Consider the following 17,246-nt stretch of genomic DNA (forward strand, 5'->3'; position numbering starts at 1 on the left):
CACAGTCCCGAATCCCAACTTCAGGAATGTTAAGATGAAAAAATACGCACTCCATCTCTTTGCAGCCGCGACCGTCGTCGCTGCCATTGCTGCATTCGCCCCGGTCACGCAACCGCATCCGGCGAAATCCACCGACCTCCGCGCATTGTATTCCGCGCCGATGGAGAACAGCGCTGCCCGCAAGGCTTGGGAACGCAAGCGTCTCGCCGATCCGGCAACGGGCAACATTCCCGCCGGGATTCGCGCCCTCGAATTGGCATTCGCAGACAACCTGCCCAATGACCTCACCCAGAAGGTCGATTCGCTGAATGCCCCGTGGACACAGCTTGGCCCTTTTAACCTCGGCGGACGTACGCGTGCTTTTGCCAAGGACATTGCCAACCCTGCAATTCTGTTGGCCGGCGGCGTCTCGGGCGGAATATGGCGCAGCACCGACGCAGGCGCCACATGGACGCGCACGACCGCCGCAGCAGCGCACCCGGGCGTGAACCATATTGTGCAAGACATTCGCCCCGGACATACCGACACTTGGTATGCACTTTCCGGCGAAGCTTATGGGACCTCTGCCAGCGGTGGCAGCGCCTTTTACCTCGGCACCGGCATGTTCAAATCCACCGACAATGGCCTCAGTTGGGCCGTCATTTCCAGCACCAATTCGGGGACACCGCAAACGTTTGACAATGTCTGGGACGCTACCTGGAATGTCGCTGTGGACCAGGCAGATACCGTCAACAACGTCGTCTATGCCGCATTGCTCGGCGCCATCATGCGCAGCACCAACGGCGGCACAAGCTGGACCTTGGTGCGCGGCAGCAATTCGACGAATTTATCCTACTTCACCAACGTCATGACCACCCCTTCGGGCAAGGTGTATGCCGGACTGAGCAGCTACGATGGCGGCGGCACACATTTGGGCACGCACAAGGGCATTTGGCGCAGCGACAACGGCACCACTTGGCGCGACATCAGCCCGAGTTTTATGCCCACCACCTACCGCCGCATCGTCAGCGCCTGCAATCCCCTCGACGAAAACCGCATCTATTTCCTGCTCGCATCCGTCGATCCGGCATCCGGCAAACAAACCCGCGATTTCCAAGGCACACCCGAATGGAATGCCCTTTACCGTTACACGTACATCAGCGGCGATGGCACGGGTGCAGGTGGCGCGTGGGAGAATCTGACCGCAAATATTCCGGCGACCGGTGGCCCATTTGACCATTTTGTCGTGCAGGGAAGCTACAACTTATGCATCAGCGTCAATCCGGTCGATACCAATATGGTCATTCTCGGCGGGACGAATCTTTACCGTTCGACCACGGCCTTCAACGACAGCACCAATACCACGCACATCGGCGGCTACGAAGTCGGGGCAGGCACGCCGGTATTGTACAATGGTTTGTATCCGAATCAGCATCCCGATCAGCACGTGATGTTTTGGGATGCCAATCAGCCGAATGTCCTCTGGAATGCCAATGACGGCGGTATTTGGCGCTGCGACGACGTGACGGCCACCACGCCCAGCTGGACTTCGCTCAACAATGGCTATCAGGTTTCGCAGTTTTACACCGTTGCCCTCGACCACGGTACGCCCGGCAGTGACCTGATTGTCGGCGGATTGCAAGACAATGGTTCGTACTGGAACAATACCTTGGCCACGACCGATCCCTGGGAATGGGTGGCAGGCGGCGACGGCTCCTATTGCCATATTGCGGATGGCGGCAGCACCTATTATTTCTCCAAACAATTGGGCGTATTGGCCAAATGTGCGATCGACGCGAATGGGACTGTGACGGCCTTCGAAAGGATCGACCCGATCGGTGCGACGGGGTATCAATTTATCAATCCTTATGTCTTTGACCCTAATAATCAGAATGTGATTTACGTTCCGGCGGGGCAATCGATCTGGCGCAACAGTGACCTCTCCACGATCCCGATGAATGGCGGTTGGGACAGCATCACGACGAATTGGAGCCAACTTGCGGTGACCTTGCCCAACGGCCCCGAAATCACCGCGATTGGCATTTCCAAAACCCCTGCGAATCGGATTTATGTAGGTACGGACTCCAAAACCATTTACCGCATTGATGACGCCGACACGGGTAGCCCCACGATGACCTCCATCGCCGCTGCCACCATGCCCGCCGCCGGATTTGTCAGTTGCCTCGCCGTGCATCCCGATGACGGCGACAAGGTCGTGGCCGTCTATTCGAATTATGGCGTTTACAGTATATGGTACACCGCCAATGCCGGCGCCACCTGGGTCAAGGCAGGCGGCAACCTCGAGGCAAATTCGACGGGAACAGGGAATGGCCCTTCGATCCGATGGGTGCAAATCCTGCCATTGTCGAGCGGAGACGCCTATTTGGCCGCCACAAGCACCGGATTGTATGCCACCGACAGCCTCAATGGCATTGGCACAATATGGACACAACTTGCCGCCAATACCCTCGGCAAATCCGTCGTGGACATGATCGACTACCGTCCGTCGGATGGCCGCACCGTCATCGCAACCCACGGCTACGGCATTTGGTCCGCCACCATCACGGGACCACCACCCGTCGAGATTTCCCCTTCGAATGGAATCACAGCTGCCGAATTGACGGTCTTCCCCAACCCCTTGCAAGTAAATTCGAAGGTGGAACTCTCCCTGCCGAATGAAGAAAACGTCACCGTCGCCCTCTACGACGCCACCGGAAAGCAGGTTCATACCCTCTTCGAAGGCCAACTCCAATCCGGCAACCACCAATGGCGCCTCCCCCAATTGCCCACCGGCGTCTATTTCTGCCGTGTGAATGCCGCAAATTGGAGCAAGGTCGTGAAGTGCGTGGGGATGCGTTGATGTGGCATCACCCAAAAGGCAAAGCCTCGCACGGCTTGATAACCCGCAATGGTGATCCGGGTTCACCCAGAATGGGCCGTCTAAAGGTGCCGGGCAGCGGAAGCCCACGGTAAAAATGCCCGTTTGTTGGTTTTTTCGCGCCGAAGAGCCTGCCCGCCGCACGTGATTGCCGTCTATCGGTAGCCCATTCAGAGCAACAGAACCCTACGGTCAAGATACCCGTTTGGTGGTTGGTTTTCCGCGCCGAAGGTGCCGTCTATCGGTAGCCCGAGGCGGCAGCCTCGGGTAAAGAGGCCCCCTTCGAACATGCGCCCCGAAGGGGCCGCCTGTTGACCATTCTCGTTACCATTCCCAAGAACAGACGGCTCCTTCGGAGCGTTTACTGTAACCGATTTCCGTAACCTGACGCTTACGCATCAGGCTACCAACAGACGGCTCCTTCGGAGCGGAAGCACGGGGGAAGGATGGAAAAATTACAGCCCAACCGAGCCAAATACTGCAATTCCCTTCCCTATCTTTAACACTCAAAAAAAGGAACATGGGTAAATGGAGCGATTTTTGGGAGCTGAAGTTGCGTCCTTGGCGCCTCCGCCTTGAATCGAGGGCCCATCGCCGGATGGTCAAGCGCGACAACCGTTTGAAACCCGCCCCCTTCGACCACCTGACCGACGCCGACTATTTGGATGCCGAAATCACCCTCACGCGCACGCCCTGCTTCGGTTCTTGCCCTGCCTACACGGTATATGTTCGCGGGGACGGTTGGGTGGAGTACAATGGCGAAGTATTTGTGGAAGTGGAAGGCCACCAAACCGCGCAGGTCGATCCGGCCGAGGTGCGCAGATTGATTCAAGCCTTCTACCGGATCAATTTTTTTGCGCTGCACAATGAATACAAAACCTTCTGGACTGATGGCCCCATGTTGGGGGTGAGTATTTTGATCGCCGGGCAGTTCAAAGGCATCGTGGATGCCGGTGACGGCCCCATGCGGCTGTTCGAGCTGTCCAAAGCAATCGATCAAGTCGCGGGTACCAAGCGCTGGATTGGGGAGTGATGTGGAGAACTGCTGATTCGTCATCGCCCAGAATGGGCCGTCTATCGGTAGCCCGAGGCGGCAGCCTCGGGTAAAGAGGCCCCCTTCGAACATGCGCCCCGAAGGGGCCGCCTGTTGACCATTCTCGTTACCATTCCCAAGAACAGACGGCTCCTTCGGAGCGTTTACTGTAACCGATTTCCGTAACCTGACGCTTACGCATCAGGCTACCAACAGACGGCTCCTTCGGAGCGGAAGCACGGGGGAAGGATGGAAAAATCAAAGTACAAGGCTGGGTAATTTTGCGGTTCGGCGCCTGTCCAGCGAGCGGGGCGCCTTTGCGGTTTTCCCCGGCTTCGTGTCTTGGTGTCTTCGCCGTGTCCGCCGAAGGAGGGTGGCAAGAATACAGCACAAAATTGGATGAACACATCAGACTGCCGCCAAGTCAATTCAGCCATTTGCAGGTGGCGGCCCAATATGGGACACGCCAAACCTGCATACGACTGATTTTCCATTTATTCCAGAATCAATTTCTTGGTAATCACCTTGCCTTCAGCCATAACCCGTACCAAATAAACCCCTTTGGCCTGACCAGACAAATCGACACCATAAGAATAGACATCCTTCACCAAATCCATCGCCTGTACAACAGTCCCGGAAACATCCGAAATCTCAATCCTGCCCGCGTCCAATGTCTGCGTGTACACCGTAAAGCTTCCCGCGGTTGGATTCGGATAGATCGCCACCACATCCACAACCTCATCCATGACAGATGCCCCCTTTTCTGCTGGCGAATCCACCAAAGCCGCCACAAGCTGCTGCAATGCCGCGATTTGGGCCTGCTGCTTTGCCAGCGTAACATTTTGCGCCTCAATCATTCCTTGCTGCTCCTGCATTCCCTTCACCAACGGCACTACAAATTGGCTGTAGGCGAGGCTATAATTGTCATTCTCATCCTGTGGAACATGCACCCCGTTAAAATCATAGCCGATTTCCTTGGCTGCCTGCTCCACCTCCTGCGCAATAAATCCACTTTGGCGAATGGCAGTCGAGGCCGAAAAATCCTTGTCCAAATAGATCGCACGTACGCTGTCGGCCATGTTTTTGGTCAAAAATTCCTGGAACTTCCGCGTATCCAGGTTGTAAACGACAGGGCGCAAGCGGTTGATGAAATCCAAACCCTTCACATCCTCTTCGCTGATATTGTTTTTAAACCGACCATCCGATGGATTCGAAAAGGCCACTTGACCTTCTATTACGGTCACCGTCGTATTGCCGATCCGCACCTTGTTGCTTGCATTCACCACGGCATTGGCGCCAACAGCCGATGCATTGGTGAGGTTGTTGGTGCTGACATTGGCAAGGTAGCCTAGCCCCACGTTTTGGGTACCGGTTGTATTGGTGCCCAAGGCAATACAGCCCAAGGCCGTATTTTGACTGCCAGAACTATTCAATGACAATGTTCCCCAACCCATGGCAACATTTTCTGATCCTGAACTGCTGACAATCAAAGCTGCTCCCCCCATTGCCGTATTATGGCTGCCAATGCTATTTCCGTGCATGGCTTGATATCCCGTGGCTGTATTTTCGTAGCCTGTCGTATTGTAATAAAGTGCGTACGAACCCGTTGCAGTATTCTCGAAGCCACTCCAATTGTTGGCCATGGACGCATAGCCCGTGGAAGTGTTCTGATAGCCTGTCGAGCAAGCTTCCATTGCTGCAAACCCAATCGCAGTATTGTGGTTGCCAGTCGTATTGTAGCGCAAGGCATAGTATCCATTCGCCACATTTTCACGGCCACTTGTGTTCGCTTGTAGTGCATAATATCCAATCGCAGTATTCTTCACGCCAGAGCCGCCAGGCATGTTCCCGGACCGAAATCCAAAGGAGGTGTTGCCGCTAGCTGAACTCTCGATGCGGCCAGCCACCTGATTGTTTACCCTGAGATTCAACGGCACATTGTCGGTCGTTCCGATGAAATTCGTACCGTCCACGGTGCCGCCATTGCCCACCAACGACCAACCACTACCGCTTGCTCCCAATGTCTGCCAAGTCGCATTCCCCAGCGCATCGGAAACCAGCACCTTGCCCGCCGCAAGCGTGCCACCTGTGACTTGAAGGCCACCTGCAATCAGCTTGGCAGTCGTTCCTGTACCTGCGTACACCGCTGTGACGGCATTGTTCCCCAGCTGAATCGTATTGCTCGCACTCACCTTCGCCTCATTGCCGATCGCAGTCGCATTGCTCAAATTGTTGGTCGTCACGTCCGCATAAAAGCCGAGGGCCGTATTCCCGCTGCCGATCGTATTCGTCAGGAGTGTGGCCGCGCCATGCCCGGTATTGTTTAACCCTGTGGTGTTGTATTGTAGGGAAACCAATCCGCTCGCCGTATTGTAGTTTCCACTCGTGTTGCTGTACAAGGTTTGGTATCCATGGGCCGTATTCGCAATACCCGTACTATTGGCATTCATCGTTTGGCTCCCGACGGCAGTATTGTAGGCACCCCACGTATTGGCGGTCAATGCATGCTCACCGATCCCTGTATTGAAGATGCCACTTGTATTGGCTTTCAGCGCTTCATAACCCAATGCACTGTTTCTAGACCCCGAAGCAGACGTCAAGCTCTGAAAACCAAAAGCCGTATTGTAGGCTCCACCGATGGGAACATTGTTGATATTGTAGGACACATTGCTTTGCGCAAACGTCGCCGTCATGCATAGCAATACCATGCTGAGTAAAAGCAGATTCTTTTTCATTTTAGATTTTTGATTTACTTTCAATAAATGCACTACGAAGTGCGATGGCACAATGGTAGATGAATTAAAGCGATTTGACAGCAAAACTTCAGCAATGGCAACTATTGCTCATTAACGGCCATTATCCCGACTGAGTGAAGTTCTTCGACATAGCGTACCCTTTGGATGCAAACAACGGAAAATGAGCAGATTGGCCTACTTCCCCTCCCTCAAAGCCCTGCAAGGGCGACATCCCCTAGCGAAGGGTGCAGCCCTTCGCTGCGCGGGAACAATGACCCCGCCGATAACCGGGATTCGTTTTGGCCGAGGCCCCCGAGGTGGTAAGCTTTGGGCTGGAATGGGTTAAATGAGGGCAGAAAATAATTACTTACCAGTCTTGGTTTCCCGCCCAGAATCTTTAGATCGCCGCAGGCAATGGGCCGTCTATCGGTACCGCGTTCCGCGCAGCGAAGGCCTACTCTGAAAATGCCGTTTGTTTGTTCGCCCAGAATGGGCCGTCTATCGGTAGCCCGAGGTGGAAGCCTCGGGTGCAGCGAACCCCCAAAGTTTTTTCGGCTCTGCCGGGTCTCCTCAAGATTGCCATTGTTCGATGGTGATGGACTGCCTTCGAATTGGGCCCTCTGAGCGACGTTTAGCAAAAAGAGGTAGTGAATGCCAAAACTCCGGTGAGGCATTTTGTTTTAAAAGCCAGTTGGGATCGGGGTTTGGCGGATGGTTACAGGCTTTTTTCAATAGAATTCCTACGTTTCGTTGCTTAATTCACTGGCATATTACACTTCTCCTGACGACATATTTATTCTTTACTGTAAAGTTCCCTGAGTTCGTATATTCGCAAACCAGCAAAAGCCGTATATGAGTAATTTTACCATTGATTGATTGAAGGATTTCGATTGAGGGTGTGAGATAAGCCGAATCTTTGTATAAGATTCTATCAAAGTAAAGTTCCAACCAACTTTCCCATGGACAATTGACAAACACTTCAATTCCGCTAAATCGAATCACTGGACAGTCCGAATTTGCAATGTGAGAACGAATATTGTTTATGTATTCGTCGTAGGGTTGTCGGAAGAATCGCCAAGGTCGTTGGGGAATCCCCTTGTTATCATCCTGGCTTGGGGGGTAAAAAAAACGTACGGAAAATATCCATTTTCATCCATTTCGTTTAATTGTAAATAGGGATATGAATAATTTCCATACAATATACTTAGGCTATCCTTCGTTTTGGAAAATTCATGCTCGAAAAAATCTTGGATACAATACTCGAATTTCAGGAACAATCCCTCATCCAACAATGATTGCCCTTTAACATTTGTGAAGAGCAAAACACCCAAAACCAAGAATGCTAGTCGTTTCATACTCACTTCCCTCCAAAACAATTTCTAAAACAGTCATCAAGACAAGCAATAATGCCTACCTTCCCGCTACACCACAAAAATAGTCATCCCGCCCACAATCAATATTACAATTTTCGCCCAAAGGATCAGCATCCTTCCCCGAAATTTGTTCCAGAGGGAGGTCGCGCAGCACAAGTCCGACTTTGCCAGCAAGGGCCTTGATGTTTGGACGCACCTGACCGCGATTCGAATCCTTCCCATCGCGAAGGGCTTCAACACTCACTCAGAAAAAGCGCCATCTCAGGCCAAAAAACCGTCCTCCAAAGCCCTGAAAGGGCGACATCCCCTAGCGAAGGGTGCAGCCCTTCGCTACGCGGGAACCTACAACCCCGCCAACAACCGAGATCCGCATTCGACGAATGCCCCCAATAGTGGTACAGGTTGACCGGAATAATTGAACACTCGATGAAACTGATTCCTAGTGCCGCCATGATGGTAGAGGGCCAGCATATTGCTCCTGAGTATCGGGATAGGTGTATTCACGGCACTAGCCTACGGTACCACCTGCAGAAGTGTCAGTCGTCAAAGAAGATGCCGCCTTCCGCGGTTCGAATGGCCATCCCAAGGGATACCAGATAGTTTGAGGAATTACTCTTTTTTTTGAACGAGCGGTATTCGTCAGACTCATTATGGGTGTCGATATGGAAAAAACAATGAGATTGATTTATTGTCCTTGGAAGCGTTGATCAAATCACAATTTCCTCGTTTCCTCTCAGAACATCACCTTCTTCAAAGTAGTAGAGCATTTCATAGTCTGAAGCTATTTTGATTTCAGGCCATTTGGAAAAGTCGAAATAGTTGCTCTTATATTTTCTGGCCGAATCCAATTCTGGACTAGTTTCATAATTAAAGACTTTGCCAGAAAACCATATAGGTCGTTGCTTGCGTTTGTAAGTTTCGTAAATAATAAGGTCAATGTTCATTCGAAACTCTGTCCCGACAAATACGCGATAGCTATCCTGAAGACTCTTTTTTTCGTCTTCCGAATAATTCCGCCACCGATCTTGTTTCTCACAGGATGAAAGGGACATGAGCAAAACAATCAATTGGAAAATTGAATGTCTGATAACAATTGAACCCTTGGAAAATTGGATTTTCATCGGAAACACGAGAAAAATGATTCTCAATGACCAAAATAATGAAATAGCCTCGATATCGCAAGTGGAGCACAATTGATAACAAAGCTGCCAAGAAATGTTAGGATTGAAACCAAAAGATCAAGAACCAATCGCGATAAGACTGCCTGCTATCGACGATGCCAACTTCCTTTCTGGGCCTGTCCTCGGACCACAAGCCTCGACGTTTTTTTTACTTGACGTTCATGGGTATGAACGCCCATATTTAATTGTTTCTAGGGTATTACTGGGGGGCTGAACCGCTGCGCAACGACAACCTTATTCGTGGCTGAGATGCTTAGAAATGGCGCTTTCCACCCAGCATCTGACCATCAGGTCATCCACCAGACAATTTGACCCATTGACGGAAGCATCGATGAACCCTTCACCAAATTCCACCTCCTTCAACGGCCCTCCATCCAGCTCGGTCAGCAATTGCAGAAATCATGGAAACAAGATTGGTAGCGTCTGTATCCTACGTAGCTGCAAGCCGTAACCGTCTCAAATAGAATCGCCCAATTGCCAATAGCTATCGATTCCAGCGTTTGACTTCCACAGAATCGCTGATACATTGCCCTGATCTGTTCCAAATCAGCGCTCAAGAGATCGGTCATGAGTACGCTGTCAGTTAGGAACTCAGGAGAAACGAAAAGCTCCTTCCAGAAAGAAGGGCTTGCAACAGGTACAAAAACAAACCATACCCCCGCCTTTTGGTGGGAAACGCACCATGAGGTAGAATGTCCTTGAGAAGTTCCGACCTCTAAACGCGAATTCAGACCAAAGGGCTTCCTTTTCTGGCAAATCTGGAAGCACCAAAAGGGGAGTTTGGATTCACCGAAAAACTCCGAGAGAATGGATGACGCAATTTTCGTCCATTCTTCGAAACTCCAGTGCAAGTCATACCCGATAATTCCTTCGTGGAAGGAGGTATAGACCAGGAAGTCGCTTTGTCCTCGCTGTTGATAATTAAGGATTGGACGATCAGGGTTCGTGAGATTCTGCGATACCTTTAAGAGCGTCGAATGATCTATCGGCGAAGTCAAATTTGGCGAAACTTCCTGACATGGGGATGAAGTGCCGTCATGAATCGCTTCGCAAGCCTCAGAGCCAAGCGCAGAGCTGATTATTCCACCAAGGAGTGTCCGTCCCTGAAATCAATTGACCAGTTTCAAGAATTAGCCTCAATCTTTAAAATCGGAAAATATAGCAACACCTACACCCTGCCACACCCCGTCCGCAATTCCCACTTGCACCTTGCAAAGCAACAAGGAAAATTCTACCTTGGTCACTGTGGACCGGCCACGCATCTACCTTGTTTTCAATGATTCAAAAGCGCTTTTACCTGCTTTGCCTTGTTGGTTTCTGGACGATTGCCCTCCTTCGGGTTCCCCTGTTTGCGCAAAGATTTGACTGGGCGGCACAATCGACGACTTCCGGTGGGGCAGGAGCACTTGCGGTGGCCATCGGGGCACAAGGCGAAGTGATCACCGTGGGCAACTTTATGACCAGCACGGACTTGGATCCAGGTCCGGGCACATTCGTGGTTACGGGCTCCGCGACGGGCAGCAATGCCTACATCCAAGCATTGACTGCAAGCGGGTCCTTCTTATGGGGGGCCGCGATCCAAACGACCACGGGTCAGGCGCATGCGCGATCGGTGGAGGTGGACCCCTTGGGCAATATCGTGGTCGTGGGAGCCATAAGCGGAACCGTGGATCTGGATATCGGGACGGGGACCGACTTGCACACTGTGAGCACGCAGGGCATCTTCATCGTGCGGATTTCCCCGAGTGGCGGCTACCTCGGCGGGACCAGCATTGACCAGCCCAGCTTGCAATACGATAATGGTTCGGTATTGGCCTTGGATGGGGTCAATGGAATCTATGTCGTCGCCAATTTTATCGATTCGGTGGCCTTGTCTCCCGGGGTTGTACTCCACGACTCCGGTACGGGTGATGTGTTTTTGGCCCGTTTCGATTCTTCCTTGAATTATGTTTGGCATACGCATCTGGGTTCTCCGTTACAGGAACTCGGCTTCTGCGTCGCGACAGATGCCAACGGTGTCGTGATTGGTGCAAGGCTTATGGATCCTGTGGACGTTGACCCCGGTCCGGCGACTGTGCTTGTGGGATCTACTACCGCTGCAAGTGGACTTGTAGCACGGTATTCCCACGCAGGTGCCTACGAATGGGCCAGTGTATTCGTCAACACCACCTTCGGGGATGTAATGTTGATGGGGATCGCGGTGACGCCCAGCCGCGACATTTTGGTCACCGGGCAATTTTACGGCACAATGGACATGGATCCCGGCCCTGGGACAACATTCATTTCGTCACCCGCAAGTGACGATGTTGTGATCGCGCGGTTGTCTTCCACGGGGGCACTTGAATGGGCAAGGAGCATGGGAGGCAACAACCCCGACATGGGCCGCAACATCGTTACGGACACCGCCGGCAATGCCTATGTGGAGGTTCTGTATTATTCGGCCATGGACATGGATCCCGGTCCCGGAATTTATCAGGCAACCCTGCCCACCCCGGCAAACGTCCTTGACGCAGCGGTAGTGAAGCTGGATTCCCTCGGCGATTTTGTCTGGGCAGGAATTTTGACCGGCAGCGGGTCGGAAGGGCTCGGGGATTTGACGGTGGATGCAGCAGGTGAAGTCTTTGGCGTCGGCGGATTTGAAAACGCATTCGATGCAGATCCATCTCCCACCGCCACGTATGTCCTCAATACCCCCGTGCATGGAGAAAGCTTCATCTTTGCATGGAGGCAAGATTCATGCACCGACCTGCGGATGCGACTGGACAGCGTAGCGGGCCTCAATTGCACCGTCAACCAAGGGACGGCCTTCACCCATGCCGCTGGCGGACTTCCGCCCTACAGTTACGCTTGGTCCACCATTCCACCCGACCTGGACAGCATCTGCACCGTCGCGTCGGCCGGACTCTACACGGTCACGGTCAAAGACAGCAGAAATTGTGTGGATGCGGCGCAGGTATTCATTCCCGGACCCTCTACGAATGGCTATGATTTGCAAATCAACCTTGTCGCTGCCGCCTTCAGGCCGGGTGTCACGACCAATCTCACGCTTGATGCATTCAATGCAGGCTGCGCACCCATCTCAGGACAGGTGAAACTCAAGCTTTCGCCCTTCACGACCCTCGTGGCGGCGAATCCTGCGGCCACCCTCATTGCCCCCGATACCTTGAGTTGGAGTTTCGCCGCAATGAACCTTGACAGCGGCCATTTCGTCATTCAACTGAGCCTTCAGACCGCCATCACCGCAAACATCGGCGACACCATCCACCTACCCTTGGTGATCACGCCTACTGCCGGTGACGACTCCCCCATGGACAATCTCCGCGAAGATTACAGCTTCCCGGTGCAGAATTCCCTGGACCCCAACCGCATCGATGTCTATCCTCCCGGCGAATGCACGGAACACTACGTTTTGTCCGGCACACCCCTCACCTATACCGTTCAATTCCAGAACACCGGCAATGCAGAGGCCTTGGAAGTCGAAATTCTGGACACACTGCCGCTCACCCTGAACCCGCAGAGTTTTACCTTGCTAGGCAGTAGCCATACCGTGGTGGCCTCCTTCGTCGAGGATCAGGTGCTCGCCCTCACATTTCACGACATCCACCTGCCAGACAGCACCTCCAACGAACCGGCAAGCCACGGGTACGCCCTCTTTCGGGTAATGCCGCGGCCCAGCCTGCCGAGTGGTACGATCATCGCAAATCGAGCAGCCATCTATTTCGACTACAATCCGCCCGTGATCACCAACGCAGCCCGGGTTACGATGGTGGATGTCATACCCGCCTGTGCAGTCGGGGTAGCCCCCGTGCAAACCAGCGAAACGATTCACCTGTATCCCAACCCCACGACAGAGGCTTTTTGGATCACGGGCTTGACCGAAGATACCCAACTCCGCGTAGTGGACCTCTGTGGACGCACAATATGGTCAGGCCAAGCCTTGGCGGGCCAACCCCTCAAAGTCAGCGTAACCGGTTGGGCGCAGGGCCTCTATTGGCTCGACGCAGGGAGGGAAGGCCTTCGCCTGCAAGTGCGGTAGTAGCCGAATTTTTGAAGGAGGCAGGCGTCGCAAACGCAATTGAGGGACGGCATCTACCGGAGGCGGGTAGGCGCTTCTGCGCGAAAGCCCGTGGTAAGGATGTCAAAACCACAACTCGAAGCTTGGTGTCTTTGCGACCTTCGCGGACCTTTGCGACTTTGCGGTTCAACGGGGGCAGGGCTTTGTTAGCGGTTAAACCGGGGGCGGGGATACATGTCTTGGATACCCAACCCCGCAACACCTACCCAAATTGTCCGTTCCCGACACTTCCATCCGAAGCCCGCCACGCACTTTGTTAAAATCCACTGATTTCCTATTTTCGTCCTATGAATCGGAATCTTCTCATCGGTATAGTATCCTTTGCTTTTGTTGCTGGCTTGTTTTTCATCCCCTTGACCAAAAAATCCGACGCCCCCTTTCTAGCGAGATCCGGGGGTGTTTTCGAGGGCGAATCCGAAGAAAAGGAGGGTGGAAAAGAAGAAAAATTGCGGCAAATCCGTGCCCGCTACGCCCAGGAATTCAAGCAAATGCGCGACCCCAAGACCAATACCGTTCCCATGGAACGGCTTCGTGCTGCCTATACCTACATGAATAGCCTTCAAGCCACAGGCAAGACCGAGGCCGCCATCGCTGGCGTCAATTGGACCGAACGCGGCCCCGACAACGTCGCCGGTCGCACACGCGCCATCCTCGTGGATCCCAACGACGTCACAGGAAACACCGTCTTCTCTGCAGGCGTATCCGGCGGATTGTGGAAGACCACCAACATGAATGCGACCAATCCCACTTGGACCGTCGTGGACGATTTCTTCACGAACTTGGCCATCACCAGCCTCGCCGCAGACCCTTCCAATCCACAAGTGATGTATTTCGGGACCGGCGAAGGCTACTCCAACCTCGACGCCGTACGCGGTGACGGCATCTGGAAAACCACCAATGGCGGCACCACTTGGACGCAACTTGCAGCCACCACGGGCGCGACATTTGATTTTATCCAACGCATCGCCGTCAATTCGACCGGCATCGTGTTGGCCGCGACAGCTACCGGTGGCTTGCAACGCTCCAGCAATGGCGGCACTACCTGGACCAAAGTCCTCGGGACGGGTCTTGGCATCACCGGGGCAGCGAGTAATTTTGGCTACGACGTCGAAATCGCCGCCAATGGTGATGTTTATGCCTCCATCAACGGCTCCGTCCACAAAAGCACCAATGCGGGAGTCACCTTTGGCGCAGCGCAAACACTTGGCATTACAGCAGGTCGCGTCGAATTGGCTTGCGCTCCCAATGACGCCAACTATGTCTATGCGGTCGTCGAGAATGGAACCGTCGTGAACGGCATCTTGCGCACGACGAATGCCGGTACAACTTTAGCGATGCATTGATGGTGGGTGGAATCGACCTGTTCAAATCCACCGACGGCGCAGGAACCTGGACGCAGATCGCGCATTGGTATGGCGGCTTTGGCTTCCAATACACCCATGCCGACCAACATATCATTTATTATCAGCCCGGCAGTTCGACGATCTGCTACTTTGGCAACGACGGCGGCATCTACCGCACAGCGAACGCCAATGCAGCTACGCCCACCATCGACTTCAAGGGCAATGACTACAACGTGACGCAATTTTATTCCTGCGCGATCCACCCGACCGCATTTACCGACTATTACCTCGCCGGTGCGCAGGACAATGGCAGCCATCAGTTTACTGCCGCTGGCATCAATACGACCACCGAAGTCACCGGCGGTGACGGCGCATTCTGCCACATTGACCAGGATCAACCGCAATTTCAGTGGACGCAATACATCTTCAACGACTTCTTTGTGTCGACCAATTCCGGCTCCTCTTGGACGAATGTGACCGCTGGCGGCACCGGACAATTCATCAATCCATCCGATTACGACAATACGGCCAATATCCTGTATTCCGGGCACAATGCGGGTCAATACCTCCGTTGGAGCGATCCGCAGACCGGTGCCACATTTACCGGGGTAGGAGTAGCGGCCTTTGGTGGGGGCTCTGTGAATGCAGTTACAGTTTCTCCGAATACCGCCAACCGCGTTTTCTTTGGCATCGACAATGGCCGTGTGGTCAGTTGCATCAATGCTAATGCAGTTCCTGCCGGCACCAATATCAGCACGGGCTTGCCGGCAGGAGCATCTGTCTCTTGTATCGAAGTGGAGACCGGAAATGACAATCACCTTTTGGTGACATACAGCAACTTTGGCGTCAACAGCGTCTGGGGAATCGCTCAATGGCGGTACTTCTTGGACCTCTGTCGAAGGCAACCTGCCCGACATGCCCATCCGTTGGGCGCTGTTTAATCCCAACAACAGCGATCAAGCGATGATTGCCACCGAACTTGGCGTCTGGACAACCGACAATTTGAATGGCGGTGCCACTGTTTGGGGCCCCTCCAACACCGGCTTGGCCAACGTGCGCACCGACATGCTCCAAATGCGGCAGTCGGATGATTTTGTGATCGCCGCGACGCATGGCCGTGGCCTCTATTCGACGGATGCATTCACCACACCGACCGCCCTCTTTACCTCCGACAAGCAGCTCACCTACACCACCAAAAGCGTGCAGTTTACCGACCAAAGCTACCGCGCCACTTCCTGGCTCTGGAACTTTGGGGACGGATTTACCTCCACCGCGCAGCACCCGTCACACGTGTACGCGACCGCGGGTAAATACAACGTGAGCCTGACGATCAATGGCGGCGCATCGAGCGTGACCAAAAACCAATTCATTCACATCCTGCCCGACCGTCAAACGCCCTATGTGGTCGCTTCAGATGGCAGTACCTTCGAAATCAACCCCGATGACTTTGGTTCGCAATCCATCCGCGGGGGCGTCAACAAATGGGAGCGGGGTGTCCCTGCCAATTTCCTTGTCACCGTCAATTCGCCCACCAATGTCTGGAAGACGGATTTGGATGCTGACCTGACGGCGGGAGATTATGCCTGCGTTTTGCAGACCCCAAGCTACAACTTCACCTCCTCGGCTTCGGCCTATACGCTGCGCTTCCGACGTAGCATGGAAATCGTGTCCTGCAATGCTCCCTTTGCCGCGCAGGTACAGTATTCAACGGACAAAGGAGATACCTGGACCAGGTTGGGTGTCAATGCCGACCCTGCATCCACCAACTGGTACAATCGCGGTCCTGCGACGGGATGCCCTGTCGATGCCTCCGTATTCGCCGACCGCTATGGTTGGACGATCACGAGCAACAATACGCTTTGTACCTACAATCTCACGGTCGGTGTGTGCCCGCCTTGGTAGGCCAGGCAAACGTCTGCTTCAGATTTGTCTTGTCGGTCGCGGCTGGCTCCAGCCCTCTAGGGTATGCTGCAGACGGTTTTATGGTGGATGACTTCGAAATTCTGGGTCCTGTCAATGCACCCAGCGGACTCGACGTACAGGGGAGCCCACTCAAGGGGATTTGGTCGGGCAATGACGTGGCGTTGACTTGGGAAACCTATCAGGAAATGAACAGTGCAAGGTTTGAGCTCGAGCGCTCCACCGACGGCATCAACTTCATTGCCATTGGTTCTGTGCCGGCACAAGGAAATTCGGCCGTGAACCATGCGTATGCTTTTGTGGATCAGCAACCTGCCGGCGAGCGCATTTTCTATCGGTACCGTCAGTTTGACCTCGATGGCAGTGCCCAATTTTCCAATACCGTCGAATTGCAGCGTTCCGCTACCGATGCCTTTGCCATGATCGATGTCTTCCCTAATCCATTCACGGATGCCTTGTACATCCGCTTTGGGGAGGTCTTTCCTGCGGGTGGTGAATTGGGAATTTTCGATCCTTCAGGACGCCAAATCCACCGCGAAACGCTTGCAGCCTCCACGACGGAGCTCCTGCCCCTCCGCGAACAGGTGCAATCCCTGAAGCCCGGCATCTACTTCATCCGCCTGAGCTACCAAGGAAAAATGCGCACCGCGAAGGTGGTGAAGCAGCCATGATGGATGTTCACCATGCGCTAGGTCTCAGTTGAAATGAATCATTTGTTTGCGACGATCC

General features: G+C 53.6%; 10 protein-coding genes. 8 read left to right on the forward strand and 2 right to left on the reverse strand.

The window, feature by feature from the left end; translation table 11 throughout:
• Positions 1 to 34: 34 nt before the first annotated feature.
• Both IPN95_09700 and IPN95_09705 read left to right on the forward strand, forming a co-directional pair.
• Complete coding sequence (locus IPN95_09700; protein ID MBK9449677.1) at positions 35 to 2,839, forward strand: T9SS type A sorting domain-containing protein; 2,805 nt, start codon at positions 35 to 37, stop codon at positions 2,837 to 2,839.
• A 538-nt stretch (positions 2,840 to 3,377) separates the two neighbouring features.
• On the forward strand, positions 3,378 to 3,890 hold the full coding sequence (locus tag IPN95_09705; protein MBK9449678.1) for a hypothetical protein: 513 nt from the start codon (positions 3,378 to 3,380) through the stop codon (positions 3,888 to 3,890).
• A gap of 494 nt (positions 3,891 to 4,384) precedes the next feature.
• Here the strand turns inward: IPN95_09705 and IPN95_09710 are convergent, their stop codons facing one another.
• Positions 4,385 to 6,625 (reverse strand): T9SS type A sorting domain-containing protein, encoded by a 2,241-nt coding sequence (locus IPN95_09710; GenBank protein MBK9449679.1) that lies wholly within the window; start codon positions 6,623 to 6,625, stop codon positions 4,385 to 4,387.
• 1,434 nt (positions 6,626 to 8,059) lie between these two features.
• On the opposite strand from IPN95_09710, the gene IPN95_09715 reads away from it, so the two are divergent.
• A complete protein-coding gene (locus IPN95_09715; protein ID MBK9449680.1) occupies positions 8,060 to 8,404 on the forward strand; it encodes a DUF4372 domain-containing protein in 345 nt (114 codons plus the stop codon).
• Between the two features lie 301 nt (positions 8,405 to 8,705).
• Here the strand turns inward: IPN95_09715 and IPN95_09720 are convergent, their stop codons facing one another.
• Complete coding sequence (locus tag IPN95_09720; GenBank protein MBK9449681.1) at positions 8,706 to 9,050, reverse strand: hypothetical protein; 345 nt, start codon at positions 9,048 to 9,050, stop codon at positions 8,706 to 8,708.
• 1,405 nt (positions 9,051 to 10,455) lie between these two features.
• On the opposite strand from IPN95_09720, the gene IPN95_09725 reads away from it, so the two are divergent.
• The 5 genes from IPN95_09725 to IPN95_09745 all read left to right on the forward strand — a co-directional run bounded on the left by IPN95_09725 (position 10,456) and on the right by IPN95_09745 (position 17,188).
• On the forward strand, positions 10,456 to 13,215 hold the full coding sequence (locus IPN95_09725) for a hypothetical protein (GenBank protein ID MBK9449682.1): 2,760 nt from the start codon (positions 10,456 to 10,458) through the stop codon (positions 13,213 to 13,215).
• Between the two features lie 326 nt (positions 13,216 to 13,541).
• A complete protein-coding gene (locus IPN95_09730) occupies positions 13,542 to 14,597 on the forward strand; it encodes a hypothetical protein (GenBank protein ID MBK9449683.1) in 1,056 nt (351 codons plus the stop codon).
• Positions 14,597 to 15,538 carry a hypothetical protein gene (locus IPN95_09735; GenBank protein ID MBK9449684.1) on the forward strand — a complete coding sequence of 314 codons (942 nt, stop codon included), beginning with the start codon at positions 14,597 to 14,599 and terminating at the stop codon, positions 15,536 to 15,538. Before IPN95_09730 ends, IPN95_09735 begins: the two co-directional genes overlap by 1 nt.
• A complete protein-coding gene (locus tag IPN95_09740; protein MBK9449685.1) occupies positions 15,513 to 16,499 on the forward strand; it encodes a PKD domain-containing protein in 987 nt (328 codons plus the stop codon). Before IPN95_09735 ends, IPN95_09740 begins: the two co-directional genes overlap by 26 nt.
• A complete protein-coding gene (locus IPN95_09745; GenBank protein MBK9449686.1) occupies positions 16,493 to 17,188 on the forward strand; it encodes a T9SS type A sorting domain-containing protein in 696 nt (231 codons plus the stop codon). Before IPN95_09740 ends, IPN95_09745 begins: the two co-directional genes overlap by 7 nt.
• Positions 17,189 to 17,246: the final 58 nt, after the last annotated feature.

Source organism: Bacteroidota bacterium (assembly GCA_016718825.1).
In the GTDB taxonomy this organism is placed as follows: domain Bacteria; phylum Bacteroidota; class Bacteroidia; order J057; family JADKCL01; genus JADKCL01.

Excerpts from the sequence above, each read along its gene's own strand:
- IPN95_09710 (MBK9449679.1), bottom strand. The coding sequence starts at position 6,625 with ATGAAAAAGAATCTGCTTTTACTCAGCATGGTATTGCTATGCATGACG.
- IPN95_09705 (MBK9449678.1), top strand. The coding sequence starts at position 3,378 with ATGGGTAAATGGAGCGATTTTTGGGAGCTGAAGTTGCGTCCTTGGCGC.
- IPN95_09700 (MBK9449677.1), top strand. The coding sequence starts at position 35 with ATGAAAAAATACGCACTCCATCTCTTTGCAGCCGCGACCGTCGTCGCT.
- IPN95_09725 (MBK9449682.1), top strand. The coding sequence starts at position 10,456 with ATGATTCAAAAGCGCTTTTACCTGCTTTGCCTTGTTGGTTTCTGGACG.
- IPN95_09740 (MBK9449685.1), top strand. The coding sequence starts at position 15,513 with ATGCCCATCCGTTGGGCGCTGTTTAATCCCAACAACAGCGATCAAGCG.
- IPN95_09730 (MBK9449683.1), top strand. The coding sequence starts at position 13,542 with ATGAATCGGAATCTTCTCATCGGTATAGTATCCTTTGCTTTTGTTGCT.
- IPN95_09735 (MBK9449684.1), top strand. The coding sequence starts at position 14,597 with ATGGTGGGTGGAATCGACCTGTTCAAATCCACCGACGGCGCAGGAACC.
- IPN95_09720 (MBK9449681.1), bottom strand. The coding sequence starts at position 9,050 with ATGTCCCTTTCATCCTGTGAGAAACAAGATCGGTGGCGGAATTATTCG.